Source organism: Pseudonocardia sp. DR1-2 (assembly GCF_023717215.1).
GTDB lineage: Bacteria > Actinomycetota > Actinomycetes > Mycobacteriales > Pseudonocardiaceae > Pseudonocardia > Pseudonocardia alni.
The window spans coordinates 1-15,622 of the sequence record NZ_JAMQOF010000015.1; the positions used below are offsets into that span (position 1 = coordinate 1).

Consider the following 15,622-nt stretch of genomic DNA (forward strand, 5'->3'; position numbering starts at 1 on the left):
TCGGCCGGGCGATCACGACGACGGCACGGTGCCGGAGCCCGTCTACGCCCCATACGGTGCGGCGAGGGCCAGCGCCCGGCGCAGCCGTTTCCGGCTGGCCGCGCCGGTCGCGATCGGGCCCGGCCGTTCGTAGACCTGGCCGGCGGCGCCGAGTTCGTGCTGCTCGCGGCGCCGGTCGAGCGCGGCCCGGTCACGGTCGAGCAGCTCCCGCGGCGCCTGCAGGCGGGAGACGTGCAGGTCACAGGCGTACTCGACCCACAGTTCGACGGGGTGGCGGTGTTCGACCAAGACCAGGCCGGCCCAGCGTGGTGGGTGGGTGCAGGGGCGGGGTTGGCCGCGGAATCCGGCGAAGCGGTAGGCGCCGCACCCGGCCAGGCCCAGGCACCACGAGATCCGTTCCGGCTCGCCGTCGCTGTCCACCACGCCGTCGTTGTCCACCACACTTGTGTATAGGGTGGGGTGTACGTCGTCAAGGTGGGCTATACACACCGGCATGGGTGAGTGGGTGGAGTCGGCGTGTGAGCTGCATGCACAGATGTCGGAGCGGATCCTCGAGGTGGTGCGCGGTGTGGAGGACCCGGGGGCGCGGCACCGGTTGATCGGTGAGGTGCTGGCGGAGAACTCGGGGTTCGTCTCGGAGCTGGCGGGGTTGATCCGGGAGTCGGTGCAGGCGATGAAGGACGAGCAGGGGATGAGCTACGGCCGGATCGCCGCCGAGCTCGGCCTGTCCCGCTCACGGGCCCAACAGCTCTACAACAGCTGACCCGCCAGGCGGGCATCGAGTACACGGGAGCGGTGTTCACGGTCGCGAACGACTTCGACCGTTCCGGCCCGCTGGGCCAGCGGTCTGACGATCCTCGCCGCCATGCATCGCATCTCTGCTGTTGTTGCTGTCGTACTGCTCAGCGTTGCCGCAGCTCTCATCCCAGCGAGGAGCGCGTCGGCGCAGGAGATCGGCGAGCCTGATTTCGGTACCCATCCGGGGTGGTATCGGGCCGATTCGGCGATCTATGACGAGTCGGTGGATGGGTGGTGGTGCCACTTCACCGACCAGTGCCGCACCGAGGAGCGCTCACGGGAGGACCCGCCGCCGATCGCAGCACCGACGCGAGGCCAGCAGGTGGAAGTACTGTGCGAGTTCGGCGCCTACTACCTGGTCGACACCCCCGACGGACTCCGCGGATGGACACCCAAGCGCGATGTGGACTCGCCGTGGAAGCAGTGGCCCTGCGGCGCCCTGGACTGGCTCTGGAAGCTCTGACCAGTCGCCTCGGCTCGACACCGACGCAAGCCATCGGCCGAAGGGTGAGGTGCGCCAGAGGTCAGCGGGGGAGGTCGCCGAGGCTGTCGTGCCAGGCGATGACGGCGTCGACGAGATCGGCCGCCTGATCGGCAGTGACCACACCGTCCCATCGGGCCATGGCCACCATCGACCACGCCAGCGCGGGCGCCTCATCCCCGGAACCGGAGCGCTGTCCGGGGTCGTCGGCGAGGGCGTCGCGGTAGGCGGACGTCAGGGCCAGCGCGGTGTCGTGCAACCCCAGCTCACCCGCGCCGAAACGGCGCAGCAGCCCCTGCACCTGCTCCACCGTCCCCCGCCTCCCTGCGAACCGTCAGACCGCCCGCACTCGATCTCGCCCACGGCAGTTCCTTAGCGGCGTCAGCGCGATGATGCCGCCGACCCCGGCAGCAGCGATAGCGGACCCCTAATCGACACAGCACCTGGAGGTCGCATGAGAGCACTGGCCGACCGGGACCTGGCCCGGATGTATCTGGCGCGGCCGTTGCCGCGCCGCTGGCGCCACGTGCAGGGCGTCGCCCATCGGGCCGACACCATCGCCGGCCACCTCAACCCCGTCGATGCGGAGTTGCTGGTGTCCGCGGCATGGCTGCACGACATCGGCTACGCCCCACCCCTGGCCACCACCGGGTTCCACCCGCTCGATGGAGCAGTCGCGATCCGCGAGCTCGGGGTGGGGGAGCGGCTCTGGGGCCTGGTCGCCCACCACTCCGCCGCGATCCACGAAGCACGCGAGTTCGGCGTCACCACTCCGCTGGCGGAGTTCCGCGACGAGCAGGGGCTGGTGCGGGACCTGCTCTGGTACCTCGACATGACTACCGACCCCGACGGGCGCCCAGTCTCCTTCGCCGCGCGCATGGCCGACGTACGAGCCCGCTACGGGTCCGAGCACTTCGTCGGCCGCGCCCTGGGCCCCAGCATGGGAGACCGCCAGGCCGCCGTCGACCGCGCCATCCGTTGGCTCACGACGACGGGATATCGGCTCGACCATCGCTGACAAGAAGCTGGGCGAGCAACCCATCACAGACCCGAGACCGGTTCTGCCTGCACCTGCGTGGCCGACGACGTTAGGCCTACCAGTTCGCAACGGCGAACGGATTTCCCCACACGCCCACGGCGCGCCTGGTCCAGCGCGAGACTGCTGTTCCACCGGCTCCCGCCTGGGTGCGTCGGTTGAGAGGGGAGGCCCGGGAGATGGGTCGCAAGCGGGACTGGACGGCGGCCGGCGCAGCACGCGCCGGACGAGAGGCCAGAGCGGCGACAGTGTCGTTCCTGCGGGACGCACCGATAGCCCGCGAGATGTGCCTGAGCAAACTCCTCGACGCCCTCGACATCGCGCTCGACCAGGCCCGTGGACACCGCCCCTCGGCGATCGCGCTGCTAATGGGCGGCATGGGCCTCGAACCGCCCTACGGCGGGCCGTGGGACATGGCCGACGCCGAGCTCGCCGACGAGATCACCCAGCTTGAGGCAGCACCGCTGTTCGTCCTGTCCCCAGCGCTGCTCGACGTCGTCATCGCCGCCGCCCGCACCCTCACCCCCGAAGACCTGGCGCTGCTCGACCCCGACCACGACCTACCCACCCCGTCCGGGGTGCTCGCCCTGCCGAAGCCGATCCTGCTGCGCACCGTCGCCGGAACCCTGGCCGACATCCGCGCCTACACCTGGCGCCACCCCTCCCGCATCGTCGTACCCCGCCACACCGCAGACCCGCAGGGCTGCGAGTACCTGCCCGCGATACGGATCTCGACCTACCACGACACCCACGGCCCCGTGAAACCCGACAGCTTCCTCAACATGGCCGCCGACGCCGACCGCCGCGGCACCCCGCTCCCACCGTGGATCCTCGACAACGTCAAACACGAGATCCTGCACCGCACACCCACCGACCGGACCCTGCGTGCCCTCGCCGGACGCAGCGCCCTGGCCCGCACCCACGGCCGTGAATGGGTCGAGACCCAGGCCGCCGCCGGCGGCCACGAGGACGACGTCGTGATCGGCGAGTACACCCCCGGACAAGAGATCGACGACACCGACGACCGATTCGGCACCCGCCTTCTCTACGCATTCTGGCGACTGTGCGCCCAACACATCAGCACCGACACCGACCTACCCGAAACCCACTCCGCCCGCACCCTGGCCCAACAGGCCCGAGTGAACCCCGACATCCGCGTGCTCGACATCCGCCCCCGCGACAACCAACCCGGAACGACAGCGCCGACACCGGTCCAGTGGCACCACCGCTGGGTCGTGCGCATGCACAAAGTCCGCCAGTGGTATCCCACTGAGCAGAAGCACCGCATCCTCTACCGCGGCCCGTACATCAAGGGGCCGAGCGACCGGCCACTGCTCGATAACGATGTCGCCTACAAGCCCTGACCGCGTTCGACCGACCAGCCTGGTCGGTATCGCCGGGCCGGCCCGATAGGCGTCGCCGCGCCGTTCGCCCGGATTGCGCCGATCGGCCGCGAACCAGAGCGGCCGCCACACGTCGTCATGGTCATGCAGTTTCAGCTCCTCGCCCGCGTTCGCCGAGTCGTCGGCATCGCCGGGGTCCTCGCAATCGCACTGCTCACCGCGTGCCAGGAGGCGCAGGCGAGCCAGTCGCTGCGGCCGACGCCCCCGTCGCTGCCGACGATCTCCCTGCCCGCCCCACCGACCGTGCCCGGCACCCCACCGAACGCCGGCGGGCTTGTCCTGACCTGCACACAGCTCGGCACATCGAAGCAATTCCTCTGTACACAGACCGGCACGACGTCGCCGCAGCCACCTGCGACTACTGTGCCGCCGCCGTACTCACCGCCGCCCACGATGCCGCGTCCCACTGACGAGGGCAGCCCCGAACCGACGGCACCGAGGCCCACCACGCCGCCTTTCACGACCGCACCGCCCACCACGCTCACGCCGATTCCGACCGACGAAGGCACCCCGAAGCCCACGACCGCACCGCCCACCAGCAGCATCGGCTAGTAGCTGAGCGCGAGCCCAAGGGGCTCCAGGACCGTCAGGCCGGACCGAGTCGCGGGAAGCTCGCACGAGTACCAACCGGCGCACCATGCACATAACGCTCACGATCAGAGCCAGGCCGAAGGAACGCAGCTCAATCAGCGCGACGAACGGGAGGTTCTGCCGCAAGGACCGGTGAAAGCCGGGGTGTCATACGGTAGTAGGCGCCGAGGGATGATGCACCTCTCCGTCGACGGCTAATTGTCGTCGGGACCGCGAGGTATCTGCTTGGGTGGCTCAGTTGCGAACCTTAACTGATCGGTGGTCCCACCTAGGTGGCGGGTCTCTGACAGCTGAAGGCGCTGTGCGGCGTCAGCGGCAATCGCTTCGACGTTGGACTCTTGGAACGCTCTTACTTTGAGATTCGCGAAGACCTCTAAAGATTCATCCAGGTCACGTCGTCCACGGTCTGTCCTAGGCTCGTCGTACACGACATCAATGGGGATGTCGTCTGACAGCTGGTAGGGATCACGGCCTGGAACATGGATGTACCCGCCGCGCTCACGGATATCTCGAAGCGTCCAGCTCCAAGCTTTAATCTTCTCAACTGTAGGCTTGGTGTTCTGCGCTTTGAACGACCACGCATGCGCGAGCTGAACCAGGTTCCCGTTCCCGATTGCAAAGTCAATGTCGACATGCTGGTGACCGAGCGTGCCTTCGCAGCGCTCGTGAATGTACTCGACCTTAAGGCTGGTACGGTAAACTTGCCTTAGCGCCGCAATGGCGTGAGTTCGGCTGTTTCTTTTTTGGCGGTCGGGATCTACCAGGTGCAGATCAGAGACCTTTTCGGTCGCCTCGTTGATGTCGTCTGCAATCACTGGCGCCGGTCGAGTGGTCTGTACGACGTTTCGCAGCCTCTGATGCTCCACTAGCAGCCACTCGCGATCCAGAGTATGAGTGCTCGTGAGCACCTCTGATGTTTCGTCAGTGGCCTCCGCGATCAGCTCGTCAATTTCGTCAAGGTAGTGCCAGACTGCACTGAGGGACGACTTATTTCCTAGCTGAGTTGCTCGGGAGGTATTACCAACTCTGTGGATCTGCCACTCTTGCGAAACGTCACTTCCCACCACTACGGCGACGTTGATGAACTCACCTCTGAAGGAGTCCGGGACGTAGCGGACAATCGAGTAGTAGTATTTCATGAAGCCGCTCCTCCTTCAGGCGTAATCATCGCTATGCGACGTAACCTCTCGGCAACAGGCTGCCGTCGCCGATCTAGAAACCAGCCAACGGTCTCAAGGTCTGCGGTACTGACTGGCCACTGCGCCGGGACTTGCCGCAGCGTCTCGCTGAGCGCTTCCCTCGTCAGGGTCTCGAGGGTATCCGCAAGGTTCTCAAGTGCGGCAGGGCTGAGGCCGTCACAGGGCCATGGTGCAGCGTGGGGCTCGTCAACGCACGACCGAAGGTCGCTTGCCGACCACTCCGGTGATCGGGGCAGGTAGAACGCATGATCGATGCTATGGGTGCTGAGGTCCTCGCCGGCGCTGTACAGCCACTGGACGTCCTGTCCCCAGCACCAGTCGTACAGCGCGAACATGCCGGCCTGGCGTCGCCGATTATCGTCGCGGCCGCGGTACTGCAGGGGCTTGCGTCCATCGAACGTGTCAACGACTTCGCGCGACCCGAAGGCGAGGCCGCGGGTCAACGTCCGACCAGGGGCGTAGGCCTCACCTTCGAGTTCGGGCGGAATCTCGACGACGGAGCACAGGGGCACGGGGGCGCCGATGAGCTGCGCGACCGAGCTGACGATGAGGTCAGTGGCTGGAGCGCGGGAGCGAGGAGAGTCAACGACCTTGACATACCAGTGGGTGCCGTCGGTCGATCGTGCCTTGAAAGCGTGAGAGCCGGTTTCGCTGCTGGGGTCGACCAGCATGTCCAACTCAGGAGGATCCGTCGGACCACGCTGGTCAGACAGCAGACCTTCCCAACCGTCAATCTCGCGGGTCACACCACAATTCTTGCAGATGCTCGACCGTGGGGCAGCGATGTTCGACCCCCAGTCTCATTTTCGCTGGCGAGAGTGGCGCCGGTCCGGAGAAAAGCGATCAGGGGATCGCCGGATGTTGTCCTCGGGATGGCTGCCGCCGAGCCGGACCCTTGCCTGAGTGCGTGCAGGGATCTTGTCCTCAGATGTTGGGAGATGCTGAACATGCATGAGCGGATGGAGTCCACTGGCGCCTTGAAGCTGTCGCGACCCGTGCCCACCTTCTGGCTGTCGAGAGCAGGTGCGACGGCCTCTCGTGACACCCCATGTGACCCGCGCCTGGCGCGCATGGTGGTTCAGGCTGCGCACGGTGTGGCTCGACGCGACTTCGAATTGGCAGGTCAGAGCACGGTGTGACCGTCGTGGACGGACTTGTAAGCGGTAGGTCGTCGGTTCGATCCCGACCTCCGGCTCCATGCCCGACCAGTGTGTCCGCTGGTCTTCGTGATCGACGAGACAGACTTCGTGGCATCGACCACGGTGTGAGCGGGACGTGCGGTCGCACCATGGCGTCGAGCAGACGGGACACGACCGCCGCTACCGCGGCATGATCATCCAACCCGAGCGTCCGAAGAGCCGGGTCGGGCTCCCATGCGTGCGGAGCATCGATGCCGTGGACGGATCCCGTGTGTGGTCGGGACACACCCGAGCCGGGCCCCTGTCGTGGCCGAGCGCGGACCCGGGGGTGAGGAGGTGTGCCTCAGGAGCCCGGTGCGGAGTGGCGGGAGCGGACGAACTCCCGGAACCGGCGAGCCGCGGGAGTGGGGGTGCCGTGTGCGGTCACGATCATCCCGACAGCCCGCGAGGCTCCCCGGTCGGCGATCGCCACGTCGCGGACCCCGGGCAGGACGGCGTCGCCCGGGCGCGGCGCCGGGACGATCGCGACGCCCAGGCCGGCGGCGACGAGCGACCGCACGGTGGCGAGCTCGGTGGCCTCCATCGCGATCCGGGGCAGCACGCCGGCCGCTGCGCAGAGCCGGTCCGCGACCTGTCGTAGGCCGTACAGCGGCTCCAGCGCGACGAACTGCTCCTCGGCGAGATCCTCCACGGCGACCGACGCCCGGAGGGCCAGCGGATGGGCCTCCGGCACCAGCAGCCCGAGCCGCTCGTCGCCCAACTCGGTCCACAGCAGGTCGTCGCCGGCCGGACGTGGGCTGGTGAAGGCCACGTCCAGGTTTCCCGCGCGTACGCCGTCGACCACGGTGTCGGCGGCGCCGCCGCTGAGCCGGAACGCGATGTCGGGGGCCTCGGCGCGGTAGCCGGCGAGCAGCTCGGGCAGCAGCCAGCCGCCGAAGGAGTGCAGGAAGCCGACCGACAACGTGCCGCGCCCGGGGTCGGCCAGCGCGGCGATCCGCTGCTCGGCCGCGGAGAGCTCGGTGAGCGCCCGCAGCGCATGCGCGCGGAGGATCTCGCCGTACTCGTTGAGCCGCAGCCGATTGTGGTCCCGGTCGAACAGCAGGACCCCGAGCCGGCGCTCGAGCCGGGCGACCGCCCGGGACAGCGTCGACTGTGCCACGTTCAGGTGCTCGGCCGCCTCGGTGACGTGCTCCCGCTCGGCGAGCACGGTGAACCAGCCCAGTTCCCGGATCTCCATCCTGCGATTATGCGCGCGACGCATCGTCGGCCCCGGAACCGTTCATTTCACAAGTGTTCCCGCCGCCGCGATCCTGGCTCCCGGGTGATCGCCCACCTCCTCATTGCCGAGTCCACGATGGAGTGGCCCGTGAGAACGTCATCCCCACCCCCCACCGCCGCCGAGTCGTCCCGCCGTCCCCGGGGACCGCTCGCCGGCCTGGTCGTCGTGAGCCTCGAGCAGGCCGTCGCGGCGCCGTTCGCCACCCGCCAGCTCGCCGACCTCGGGGCCCGCGTCATCAAGATCGAGCGGCCGGGCCGCGGCGACCTGGCCCGGCACTACGACACCTCGGTGCACGGGATGTCCAGCCACTTCGTCTGGCTCAACCGCGGCAAGGAGAGCGTCGAGCTCGACGTCCGCTCCGCCGAGGGGAACCGGACGCTGCACGAGCTGGTCGGCCGGGCCGATGTGCTGGTGCAGAACCTCGCGCCGGGCGCGGCCGACCGGCTGGGTCTGGAGCCCGACGTCCTCACCGCCCGGCACCCGCGACTGGTGGTCTGCGGCATCTCCGGCTACGGCACGGGCGGCGAGTACGGCGCTCGCAAGGCTTACGACCTGCTGATCCAGTGCGAAACGGGTCTCGTCTCGCTCACCGGGGGACCGGAGGAACCGGCCAAGGTCGGGATCTCGATCGCCGACATCGCCTCGGGCATGTACGCCTACTCCGGGATCCTCACCGCGCTGCTGGACCGCGGCGTGACCGGATGCGGGACCTCGTTCGAGGTGTCCATGCTCGAAGCGCTCGGTGAGTGGATGGGCTACGCCGAGTACTTCACCCGCTATGGAGGCGCCCCGCCGCCGCGCGCTGGCGCCAGCCACGCCACCATCGCCCCGTACGGCCCGTTCACCGCCGGCGACGGCACGGTCGTGAACCTCGGGCTGCAGAACGAGCACGAGTGGGAGGCGTTCTGCCGGGTCGTGCTGCAGCTGCCCGCGCTGGCCGCGGACCCGCGCTTCGCGGGCAACGCCCGGCGAGTCGCCCGCCGCGCCGAGCTCGACACACTCATCGCGGAGGTCGCCGCCACTCTGACCGGCGACGAACTCGTCGCCCGGCTGGAGGCGGCCCCCATCGCCTACGCCCGCCAGCGCACCATGGCCGAGTTCGCCGACCACCCCCAGCTGCGCGACCGGCAACGCTGGGCGCAGTTCGACAGCCCGGTCGGCCCCCTGACCGGGCTCGTTCCACCGGTCCGTCTGCCGGGGACCGACCCGACGCTACGACCGGTGCCCGCCCTGGGCGAGCACACCGAGAGCGTGCTGTCCTGGCTCACCGGCACCGACGAGCCCGCCGCCCTGCCCGTTCCGGCCCGGGTGCGGTGAGGACATGACGACGATCGAGATCATCGGCGTTGTCGGACTCGCCGGCGTCTTCGTGCTGTCGGCCCTGCGGGGCCTCAACATGGGAGTGCTCGCCCTCGTCGCGGCGTTCCTCGTAGGCGGCGTCCTGGTCGGGAACCGCCCCAAGGAGGTCCTCGGCGCGTTCCCCGGCGACCTGTTCGTCGTGCTGCTCGCCGTGACGTTCCTGTTCGGGATGGCCCGCACCAACGGCACCGTCGACTGGCTCGTGCGCTCCACGGTCCGGCTGAGCGGTAACCGCATCGCGCTGGTGCCGTGGATGCTGTTCCTGTTGACGACCGTGCTGTGCGCGGCCGGCGCCGCCTCGCCCGCGGCGGTGGCGATCGTGGCCCCGATCGGCATCACCTTCGCGGTGCGGCACGGCATCACGCCCATCTACGCCGGTCTGATGGCGGTCAACGGTGCTGCCGCCGGCAGCTTCTCACCCACCGGGATCCTCGGCGGCATCGTGCACGGCACGCTGGCGGCCAACGGCCTGGCGGTCGATCCCGCCGCGCTGTTCGCCGGGACCTTCGGCATCAACGTCGTGGCCGCCATCGTGACCTGGGGGATCTTCGGGCGTCGACGCACCGTCCCGGCCCCCGACCATGACGCGGCCGCCGAGCACCCGGTGGCCGACCAGGAACCGGCTTCCGGCGCGACCCCGCCGGCCGGCGGCGCGCCCGCCGGGGGCAGCGGGCCGACGGCGACGCTGGCCGCGCCGGCTCCGGCCGCCACCCGGCTGGGGGCCGAGCAGCTCGTCACGCTCGTCGGCCTGCTCGCCCTGGTCGTGGCCACGATCGGCTTCGGGCTGGACACCGGGTTCACCGCGCTGACCATCGCCGCCGCGCTAGCCCTGCTGTTCCGCGACACCGCGAAGGACGCGACCGGGCAGATCGCATGGCCGGTGATCCTGCTGGTCTGCGGCATCGTCACCTACATCGGCGTGCTGGAGGACGTCGGCGTCGTCGACTCGCTGGGCACCATGATCGTCGGGATCGGCACGCCGCTGGTCGCCGCGCTGGTCATCTGCTACATCGGTGGAGTCGTCTCGGCCTTCGCCTCGACGACCGGCATCCTCGGTGCGCTGGTCCCGCTGTCGGTGCCGTTCCTGGGCTCCGGCGCCCTCCCGGTGGCCGGCGTGGTCATCGCGCTGGCCGCCGCGTCGACCATCGTGGACGCGAGCCCGTTCTCCACCAACGGCGCCCTCGTGATCGCCAACGCCCCCGAAGCCCTGCGTCAGCAGACCTACCGCGCGATGCTCCTCTGGGGCATCGGGGCCTGCATCCTCGCGCCGCTCGTCGCCTGGTTCGCGTTCGTCGTCATCTGAGTCGTCGTCCGAACCTCCGAAGGAGAACCCCATGACCGAGCTCGCCACCGATGGCCCGCTCGCCGCGGCGGTCGCCGACTGGCGCCCGCCGACCGTCGAGCTGACCCGCCGGGTCGACCCGTGGCCCGCCGCGGCCTTCGCCGACCTGGTCGAGACCACCCCGCCGGCCCTCGACGACGGCGCCCCCCTACCACCGCTGTGGCACTGGTTCCTGCTGCTGGCCCACCCGCGGACCTCGGAGATCGGCGAGGACGGCCACCCGGCAGACGGGCCGTTCCTGCCACCGGTACCGGGCCGCCGACGCATGATCGCCGGCGGCCGCTTCACCCAGCACCGTCCCATCCCGTTCGGGTCGCTCCTGACCAGCCGATCCGCGGTGAGCGCCGTCGTCCCGCGGTCGGGACGGACCGGGGAGATGCTCTTCGTGACGGTGCGCAGCGAGCTCACCGTCGACGGCGGTACCGACGTGGTGGCCGTCGAGGAGCAGGACGTCGTCTACCGCTCCGAGCCCGAGGGCACCGAGCGGCGGACCATGGCACGCCCGGAGGGCGGCCTGCCCGAGGCCGCAGGGGAGTGGCGCCTGCGGCTGCCCACCGACTCGGTCCTGCTCTCGCGGTTCAGCGCGCTGACCTACAACGGGCACCGTATCCACCACGACGTCCCGTACGTCACCTCGGTGGAGGGCTACCCGGACCTGGTGATCCACGGTCCGCTGATGGCGCTGCTCGCCCTGGAGCTGCCGCGACGCCACGCCCCGCAGGAGCAGGTCGCGGCCGTCACCTACCGGCTGACCCGCCCGGCGTTCGTGCCCTCCCCGCTGGTGGCCACCGGCGGACGAGAAGGCCACGCCGCGACGGTCGCGGTCGCCGCCGAGGGCGTCGAGCCGTCACTGACCGCGCAGGTGCAGTGGCACTGACCCGCCGACCCACCAGGACGAGGAGCGAGACGGACATGGATCCGAACACCGAGCGACCGGACGTCGCCGCCCCGGCCCGAACGCTGCGCGGCCCGGCGTGGCTGTTCTGCCCGGGCAACCGGCCGGAGCGCTACGCCACGGCCGCCGCCGCGGCGGACACGGTCGTCCTCGACCTCGAGGACGCGGTAGGACCGGATGTCAAGGACGAGGCGCGGGCCGCGGTCGTCGCCGGGCTGGACACACTGGAGCCGGCGGCGGTGCTGGTCCGGATCAACGCACCGGACACCCCGTGGTTCGACGCCGACGTCGCTGCGCTCGCCGCGCGGCCCGACGTCGCCGTCATGCTGCCGATGACGTCCCGTGCCGAGGACGTCGTCGCACTCGCGCCGCGACCGGTCGTCGCGCTGTGCGAGACCGCGGCCGGCGTGCTCGCCGCGCCCTGGATCGCGACCGCACCGAACTGCGTCGGGATCATGTGGGGCAGCGAGGACCTGCGGGCCGACCTCGGCGGGCGCAGCCCGCGCACCGCCGGCGGCGGGTACCGGCCCGCGCTGGTCGAGGCCCGCACCCGCGTCCTCTACGCGGCCCGTGCCGCCGGGGTGATCCCGGTCGACACCGTCCTGGTCGACATCGCCGACCTCGACACGTTGCGGGCCGACACCGCCGACGCCGTCGCCGACGGCTACGCCGCCAAGGCCTGCATCCATCCTGCGCAGGTCCCCGTCGTACGGGAGGCGTTCGCCCCGACGACGACGGCGGTCGCCGACGCCCGCGCGGTGCTGGCCGCCGCCGAACAACACCACGCCGGGGTCTTCGCCCTCGACGGCCGGATGGTCGACGCCCCGGTGCTCGCCCACGCCCGAGAGGTGTTGCGGCAGGCCGGCCGCACATCGCCTCTCTGAGCCACGGGCCGGAGCCGCGACCGGACGCGACCAGCGGCTCCGGCCCGTACCCACACGCCGGCTGCCCCGCCACACATCGTGAACGGCACCTCGAGTCAGCATGACCGTTCCGCGGGAGCCCGGCACCGGTCTCCCCCGGTCCCGAGGACCGACCGCTCGGCGATGGTCCACATCACAGCACCGCCGCGTGAGGATCCTGCCCCGATCGTGTCCCACGACTGTGGAGCGGAACGAGGCCTTCCGGGAACGGCGGCCCCGTCCGCCGCAGAGGTCCCGGCACACCAGGCGGCCGGGCCCGCAGCACGAAGGGAGACCGGACATGATCACCCCGAACACCCCCACGGCGACGAACCCGAGCCCGGCCGCGTCGGGCGCGCTGTCCTCCGGCCGGGGCAGCCCCCGGATCGCCGAGGCCGTCGTCGCCGGGATCGCAGGTCCGGCCGCCCGCGAGGTCCGCGGCGGGTACGCCCTCGGCGGCGGAGCGGCCCGCATCGCGTGAGGTCCACACCGGGCCGGCCCTCGCTCCGGCCGCGCCCCGGGCGCTGAGCTGCGCAGCCGGAGGGAACCCGCACCCGGGCCCTGCGGCGGGGTCGACGGCCACCTTCCCCGGCCGTCGGACGGGCGGCCTGCGCGCCCGACGGGATCGCCGCCCTGGTCCGTGCATCCGTTGCCTCCGCCGGACGGGCGGCCGAGATCGTCGTCGTGATCGAGGGCTGCAGGTGCTCTCCGCGGCGCCGCACCGACCGGCCATCGCTCGTCCGTGTCGAGCTCGTGGTGGTTCTGCGGGCGATGCGCCCGGCCGCGGTCGGCCCACCCGACGGACCCGGCATCACCCGATCACCGACGACGAGGTCGAGGAGGACCGAATGAGCGGGCATCATGCCGCCGACGTGCTGGTGGACAGGCCGGGCCTGGGCATCGTGGTGCTGCGGATCGTCGGCGAGGTCGACGCCGCAGGCGTACCGGAGCTGCGGCGCACGGTCATCGCGCTCGTACCGGACCCGGCACTGACCCGGTTGTGCGTGGACCTGACCGCGGTGGACTACCTGGACTCCCATGGTGTGGACCTGCTGGTGCGCACCCACCGGCTCGCTCGTGCCCACGGGATCGACATGCGCGTGGTCGTGTCCGGGAACCGTGCACTCGAACGTCTCGTCGTGGTCAGCGGCGTCGAGCGCGTGCTGCATCTCGCCGACGACGTCACGCAGGCGATCGCACCCGGCACGGAGCCGGACGCGCCCGACCGGGCGCCCACCCCCCACACGACCTGGACGGCTCGCGACGACGAGAGAGGAGAGGGCACATGACCGACCCCCGACCAGAACATCCTGACCACCTCAGCGTCCCGCTCGCCGACGCGGTACGGAGCTGTCCGGGCGTCGTCGATCTCCACGGCGGGCCCTTCGGCACCGTGGCCACCCATCTGCCGGGACGGCGAGTCGTGGGTGTCCGCCTCGGCGTCGACCCGGGGAGCGTCGGGCGGACGGGCGGGGACGCTCGACGCTCCACGCACGTCGACGTCCACGTCGTCGGTCGCCACCCCCATCCGATCGCCGAGATCGCCGACCAGGTCAGGGCCGCCGTCCGCGGGGTCGTCCCCGACGCGGGGATCACCGTGACCGTCGAGGACTACCGGTGACCCGCCCGGTGCGCGCCTGAGCGCAGTGCTCCGCCGGGCGGGATGTCCGTGTGTAGGCAACGATCGTCCCCATGTCCGTCGCCCCTGTCGCCGGCTCGGGGGCGTCGGCGCTCTCGGCACCGCAACAACGAGTTCCCGAGCCCGACAGGTCGACGTCGACCGTCCAGCCGGAGGTACGGACCCACGTGGCGCACGACGACAGCCGGCCCGGCCCCGTCCCGGCGCGGCGTGGGGCCCGTCCCGAGCGGCTCGACCACCAGGCCGACGACTGGCTCGTCGGCAAGGCCCAGGAGGGTTCGCTCGACGCCTACGAGGCGCTCGTGCGGCGCCACCGCGACCGCATCTACCGGATCGCCCTGCGCATGCTCGGCAACCCCGACGACGCCGAGGACGTGGCCCAGGAGGTCGTCATCCAGCTGTGGACGGCGCTGGCCGGGTTCGTGGGCAAGAGCCTGTTCACCACGTGGCTCTACCGCATCGTGGTGAACCGTTGTCTGGGCACGATCAGGCGTCGCCGTGACGACACACCCCTGACCGACCCCGACATCGTCAGTTCGCCGGGCGCCGACGTCCAGGTGATGGCCCGGAACAGGCTCTCGGCGATGCTGGCGGCGGTCACCGACCTGCCACCCGAGCAGCGGGCCCCCGTCGTACTGGTGGACATCGAGCAGCTGGGCTACGACGAGGCCGCCGCCATCCTCGGCGTCTCCGAACCGACCTTGCGCGGCCGTCTGTACCGAGCCCGCCGCCGGCTCGCCGACACCATGCGGGAGTGGGCATGACCGAGCACGACCAGCCCGACCACACCGACCGTCGGGACCGGGACACCCTCCCCTGCGGCACCTCGGTCGACGTGCTGCTCACCCAGGTCGCCGACGGCCGCGGTGCCGACCGTGACGTGCACCAGCAGGGATGCGTGCACTGCCAGGCGGCCCTCGCGGAGTACGACAGGCTCCTGTCACCCCTGCGCGACCTGGCCGCCGAGCAGGTGATCGCGCCCGAGGGGCCGATGGAGGAGGCGCTCGCGCGCATCCGCAGCGCGATCGACGACAGCGACTACGCCACCGTCCGTACCGCCGACGGGATCACCCGCGTCGCCGCGCGGGTGGTCGTCGCCGCCGCGCGGCACTCCGCAGAAGGTGTTCCCGGTGTCCGCGTCGCCCTGAGCCGTGACCTGTCCGGCCACCGCGACTCGGACTCGGAGATCACCGCAGGCGTCGCCGGGGCGAGCACGGCCCTGGAGATCACCCTCGCCGCGGACTTCGGGCGCCCGCTGCACCAGCTCGCCGACGACGTCCGCCGCGCCGTGGTCGCCACGGTCCGCCACCTCACGGACCTCGAACCCGTCCAGGTCACCGTGCTCATCGACGACGTCTTCACCGAACCCTGAGGATCGCGGTGACGTACGCCTCCCGGCGAGCGGGTGAGAACGGCGCGTCGACGGTCACCCGGCTCCTGACCGCGGTCCGGCGGTGGTTGGACAGGCGTGCCCGCGGGCCGTGGGGCCGGGACCGGCGAGCCGGGACCGACCACCGCCACGGCGCGGCGATGCACACGTCCTGAGACGCCGCAGTCCC

19 protein-coding genes are annotated in these 15,622 nt (G+C 70.8%); 13 read left to right on the forward strand and 6 right to left on the reverse strand.

What is annotated here, in order from left to right; translation table 11 throughout:
- Nucleotides 1-42: 42 nt before the first annotated feature.
- Nucleotides 43-438 (reverse strand): hypothetical protein, encoded by a 396-nt coding sequence (locus tag ND486_RS28290; RefSeq protein WP_251787362.1) that lies wholly within the window; start codon nt 436-438, stop codon nt 43-45.
- 55 nt (nt 439-493) lie between these two features.
- Here ND486_RS28290 and ND486_RS28295 point away from each other — a divergent pair, with 55 nt between their 5' ends.
- Nucleotides 494-763: a hypothetical protein gene (locus tag ND486_RS28295; RefSeq protein ID WP_251787363.1), complete on the forward strand. Its 270-nt coding sequence runs from the start codon at nt 494-496 to the stop codon at nt 761-763.
- 102 nt (nt 764-865) lie between these two features.
- On the forward strand, nt 866-1,261 hold the full coding sequence (locus ND486_RS28300; RefSeq protein ID WP_251787364.1) for a hypothetical protein: 396 nt from the start codon (nt 866-868) through the stop codon (nt 1,259-1,261).
- 61 nt (nt 1,262-1,322) lie between these two features.
- Here the strand turns inward: ND486_RS28300 and ND486_RS28305 are convergent, their stop codons facing one another.
- Nucleotides 1,323-1,589: a hypothetical protein gene (locus tag ND486_RS28305; RefSeq protein ID WP_251787365.1), complete on the reverse strand. Its 267-nt coding sequence runs from the start codon at nt 1,587-1,589 to the stop codon at nt 1,323-1,325.
- A gap of 144 nt (nt 1,590-1,733) precedes the next feature.
- On the opposite strand from ND486_RS28305, the gene ND486_RS28310 reads away from it, so the two are divergent.
- Together ND486_RS28310 and ND486_RS28315 are read left to right on the forward strand one after the other, a co-directional pair.
- Complete coding sequence (locus ND486_RS28310) at nt 1,734-2,297, forward strand: HD domain-containing protein (RefSeq protein WP_251787366.1); 564 nt, start codon at nt 1,734-1,736, stop codon at nt 2,295-2,297.
- 197 nt (nt 2,298-2,494) lie between these two features.
- Nucleotides 2,495-3,679 (forward strand): hypothetical protein, encoded by a 1,185-nt coding sequence (locus ND486_RS28315; protein ID WP_251787367.1) that lies wholly within the window; start codon nt 2,495-2,497, stop codon nt 3,677-3,679.
- A 131-nt stretch (nt 3,680-3,810) separates the two neighbouring features.
- On the opposite strand, the gene ND486_RS28320 is transcribed toward ND486_RS28315, so the two are convergent.
- The 4 genes from ND486_RS28320 to ND486_RS28335 all read right to left on the reverse strand — a co-directional run bounded on the left by ND486_RS28320 (nt 3,811) and on the right by ND486_RS28335 (nt 7,884).
- On the reverse strand, nt 3,811-4,263 hold the full coding sequence (locus tag ND486_RS28320) for a hypothetical protein (protein ID WP_251787368.1): 453 nt from the start codon (nt 4,261-4,263) through the stop codon (nt 3,811-3,813).
- A 240-nt stretch (nt 4,264-4,503) separates the two neighbouring features.
- Nucleotides 4,504-5,448 (reverse strand): DUF3037 domain-containing protein, encoded by a 945-nt coding sequence (locus ND486_RS28325; RefSeq protein WP_251787369.1) that lies wholly within the window; start codon nt 5,446-5,448, stop codon nt 4,504-4,506.
- Entirely contained in the window at nt 5,445-6,254 is an 810-nt protein-coding gene (locus ND486_RS28330) for a HipA family kinase (RefSeq protein WP_251787370.1), read from the reverse strand. Before ND486_RS28330 ends, ND486_RS28325 begins: the two co-directional genes overlap by 4 nt.
- A gap of 736 nt (nt 6,255-6,990) precedes the next feature.
- The gene (locus ND486_RS28335) at nt 6,991-7,884 is read right to left on the reverse strand and encodes a LysR family transcriptional regulator (RefSeq protein WP_208822993.1); all 894 of its coding nucleotides are present in this window, start codon (nt 7,882-7,884) and stop codon (nt 6,991-6,993) included.
- A gap of 117 nt (nt 7,885-8,001) precedes the next feature.
- Between ND486_RS28335 and ND486_RS28340 the strand changes: the two genes are divergently transcribed.
- The 9 genes from ND486_RS28340 (at nt 8,002) to ND486_RS28380 (ending at nt 15,435) form a co-directional block, all read left to right on the forward strand.
- The gene (locus ND486_RS28340; protein ID WP_374231982.1) at nt 8,002-9,243 is read left to right on the forward strand and encodes a CaiB/BaiF CoA transferase family protein; all 1,242 of its coding nucleotides are present in this window, start codon (nt 8,002-8,004) and stop codon (nt 9,241-9,243) included.
- A 4-nt stretch (nt 9,244-9,247) separates the two neighbouring features.
- Entirely contained in the window at nt 9,248-10,588 is a 1,341-nt protein-coding gene (locus tag ND486_RS28345) for an SLC13 family permease (protein ID WP_251787372.1), read from the forward strand.
- Nucleotides 10,589-10,619: 31 nt separating this feature from the next.
- Complete coding sequence (locus ND486_RS28350; RefSeq protein ID WP_251787373.1) at nt 10,620-11,504, forward strand: MaoC family dehydratase N-terminal domain-containing protein; 885 nt, start codon at nt 10,620-10,622, stop codon at nt 11,502-11,504.
- A gap of 35 nt (nt 11,505-11,539) precedes the next feature.
- Nucleotides 11,540-12,406, forward strand: coding sequence for a CoA ester lyase (locus ND486_RS28355; RefSeq protein ID WP_251787374.1), 867 nt, complete (start codon nt 11,540-11,542; stop codon nt 12,404-12,406).
- A gap of 319 nt (nt 12,407-12,725) precedes the next feature.
- Entirely contained in the window at nt 12,726-12,905 is a 180-nt protein-coding gene (locus tag ND486_RS28360; protein ID WP_251787375.1) for a hypothetical protein, read from the forward strand.
- Between the two features lie 367 nt (nt 12,906-13,272).
- Complete coding sequence (locus ND486_RS28365) at nt 13,273-13,713, forward strand: STAS domain-containing protein (RefSeq protein ID WP_251787376.1); 441 nt, start codon at nt 13,273-13,275, stop codon at nt 13,711-13,713.
- A gap of 134 nt (nt 13,714-13,847) precedes the next feature.
- Nucleotides 13,848-14,045 carry a hypothetical protein gene (locus tag ND486_RS28370; RefSeq protein ID WP_251787377.1) on the forward strand — a complete coding sequence of 66 codons (198 nt, stop codon included), beginning with the start codon at nt 13,848-13,850 and terminating at the stop codon, nt 14,043-14,045.
- A 185-nt stretch (nt 14,046-14,230) separates the two neighbouring features.
- Nucleotides 14,231-14,827, forward strand: a complete 597-nt coding sequence (locus ND486_RS28375) for an RNA polymerase sigma factor (protein ID WP_251787378.1) — start codon at nt 14,231-14,233, stop codon at nt 14,825-14,827.
- The gene (locus ND486_RS28380) at nt 14,824-15,435 is read left to right on the forward strand and encodes an Asp23/Gls24 family envelope stress response protein (RefSeq protein ID WP_251787379.1); all 612 of its coding nucleotides are present in this window, start codon (nt 14,824-14,826) and stop codon (nt 15,433-15,435) included. Before ND486_RS28375 ends, ND486_RS28380 begins: the two co-directional genes overlap by 4 nt.
- The last annotated feature ends 187 nt before the right edge of the window (nt 15,436-15,622 follow it).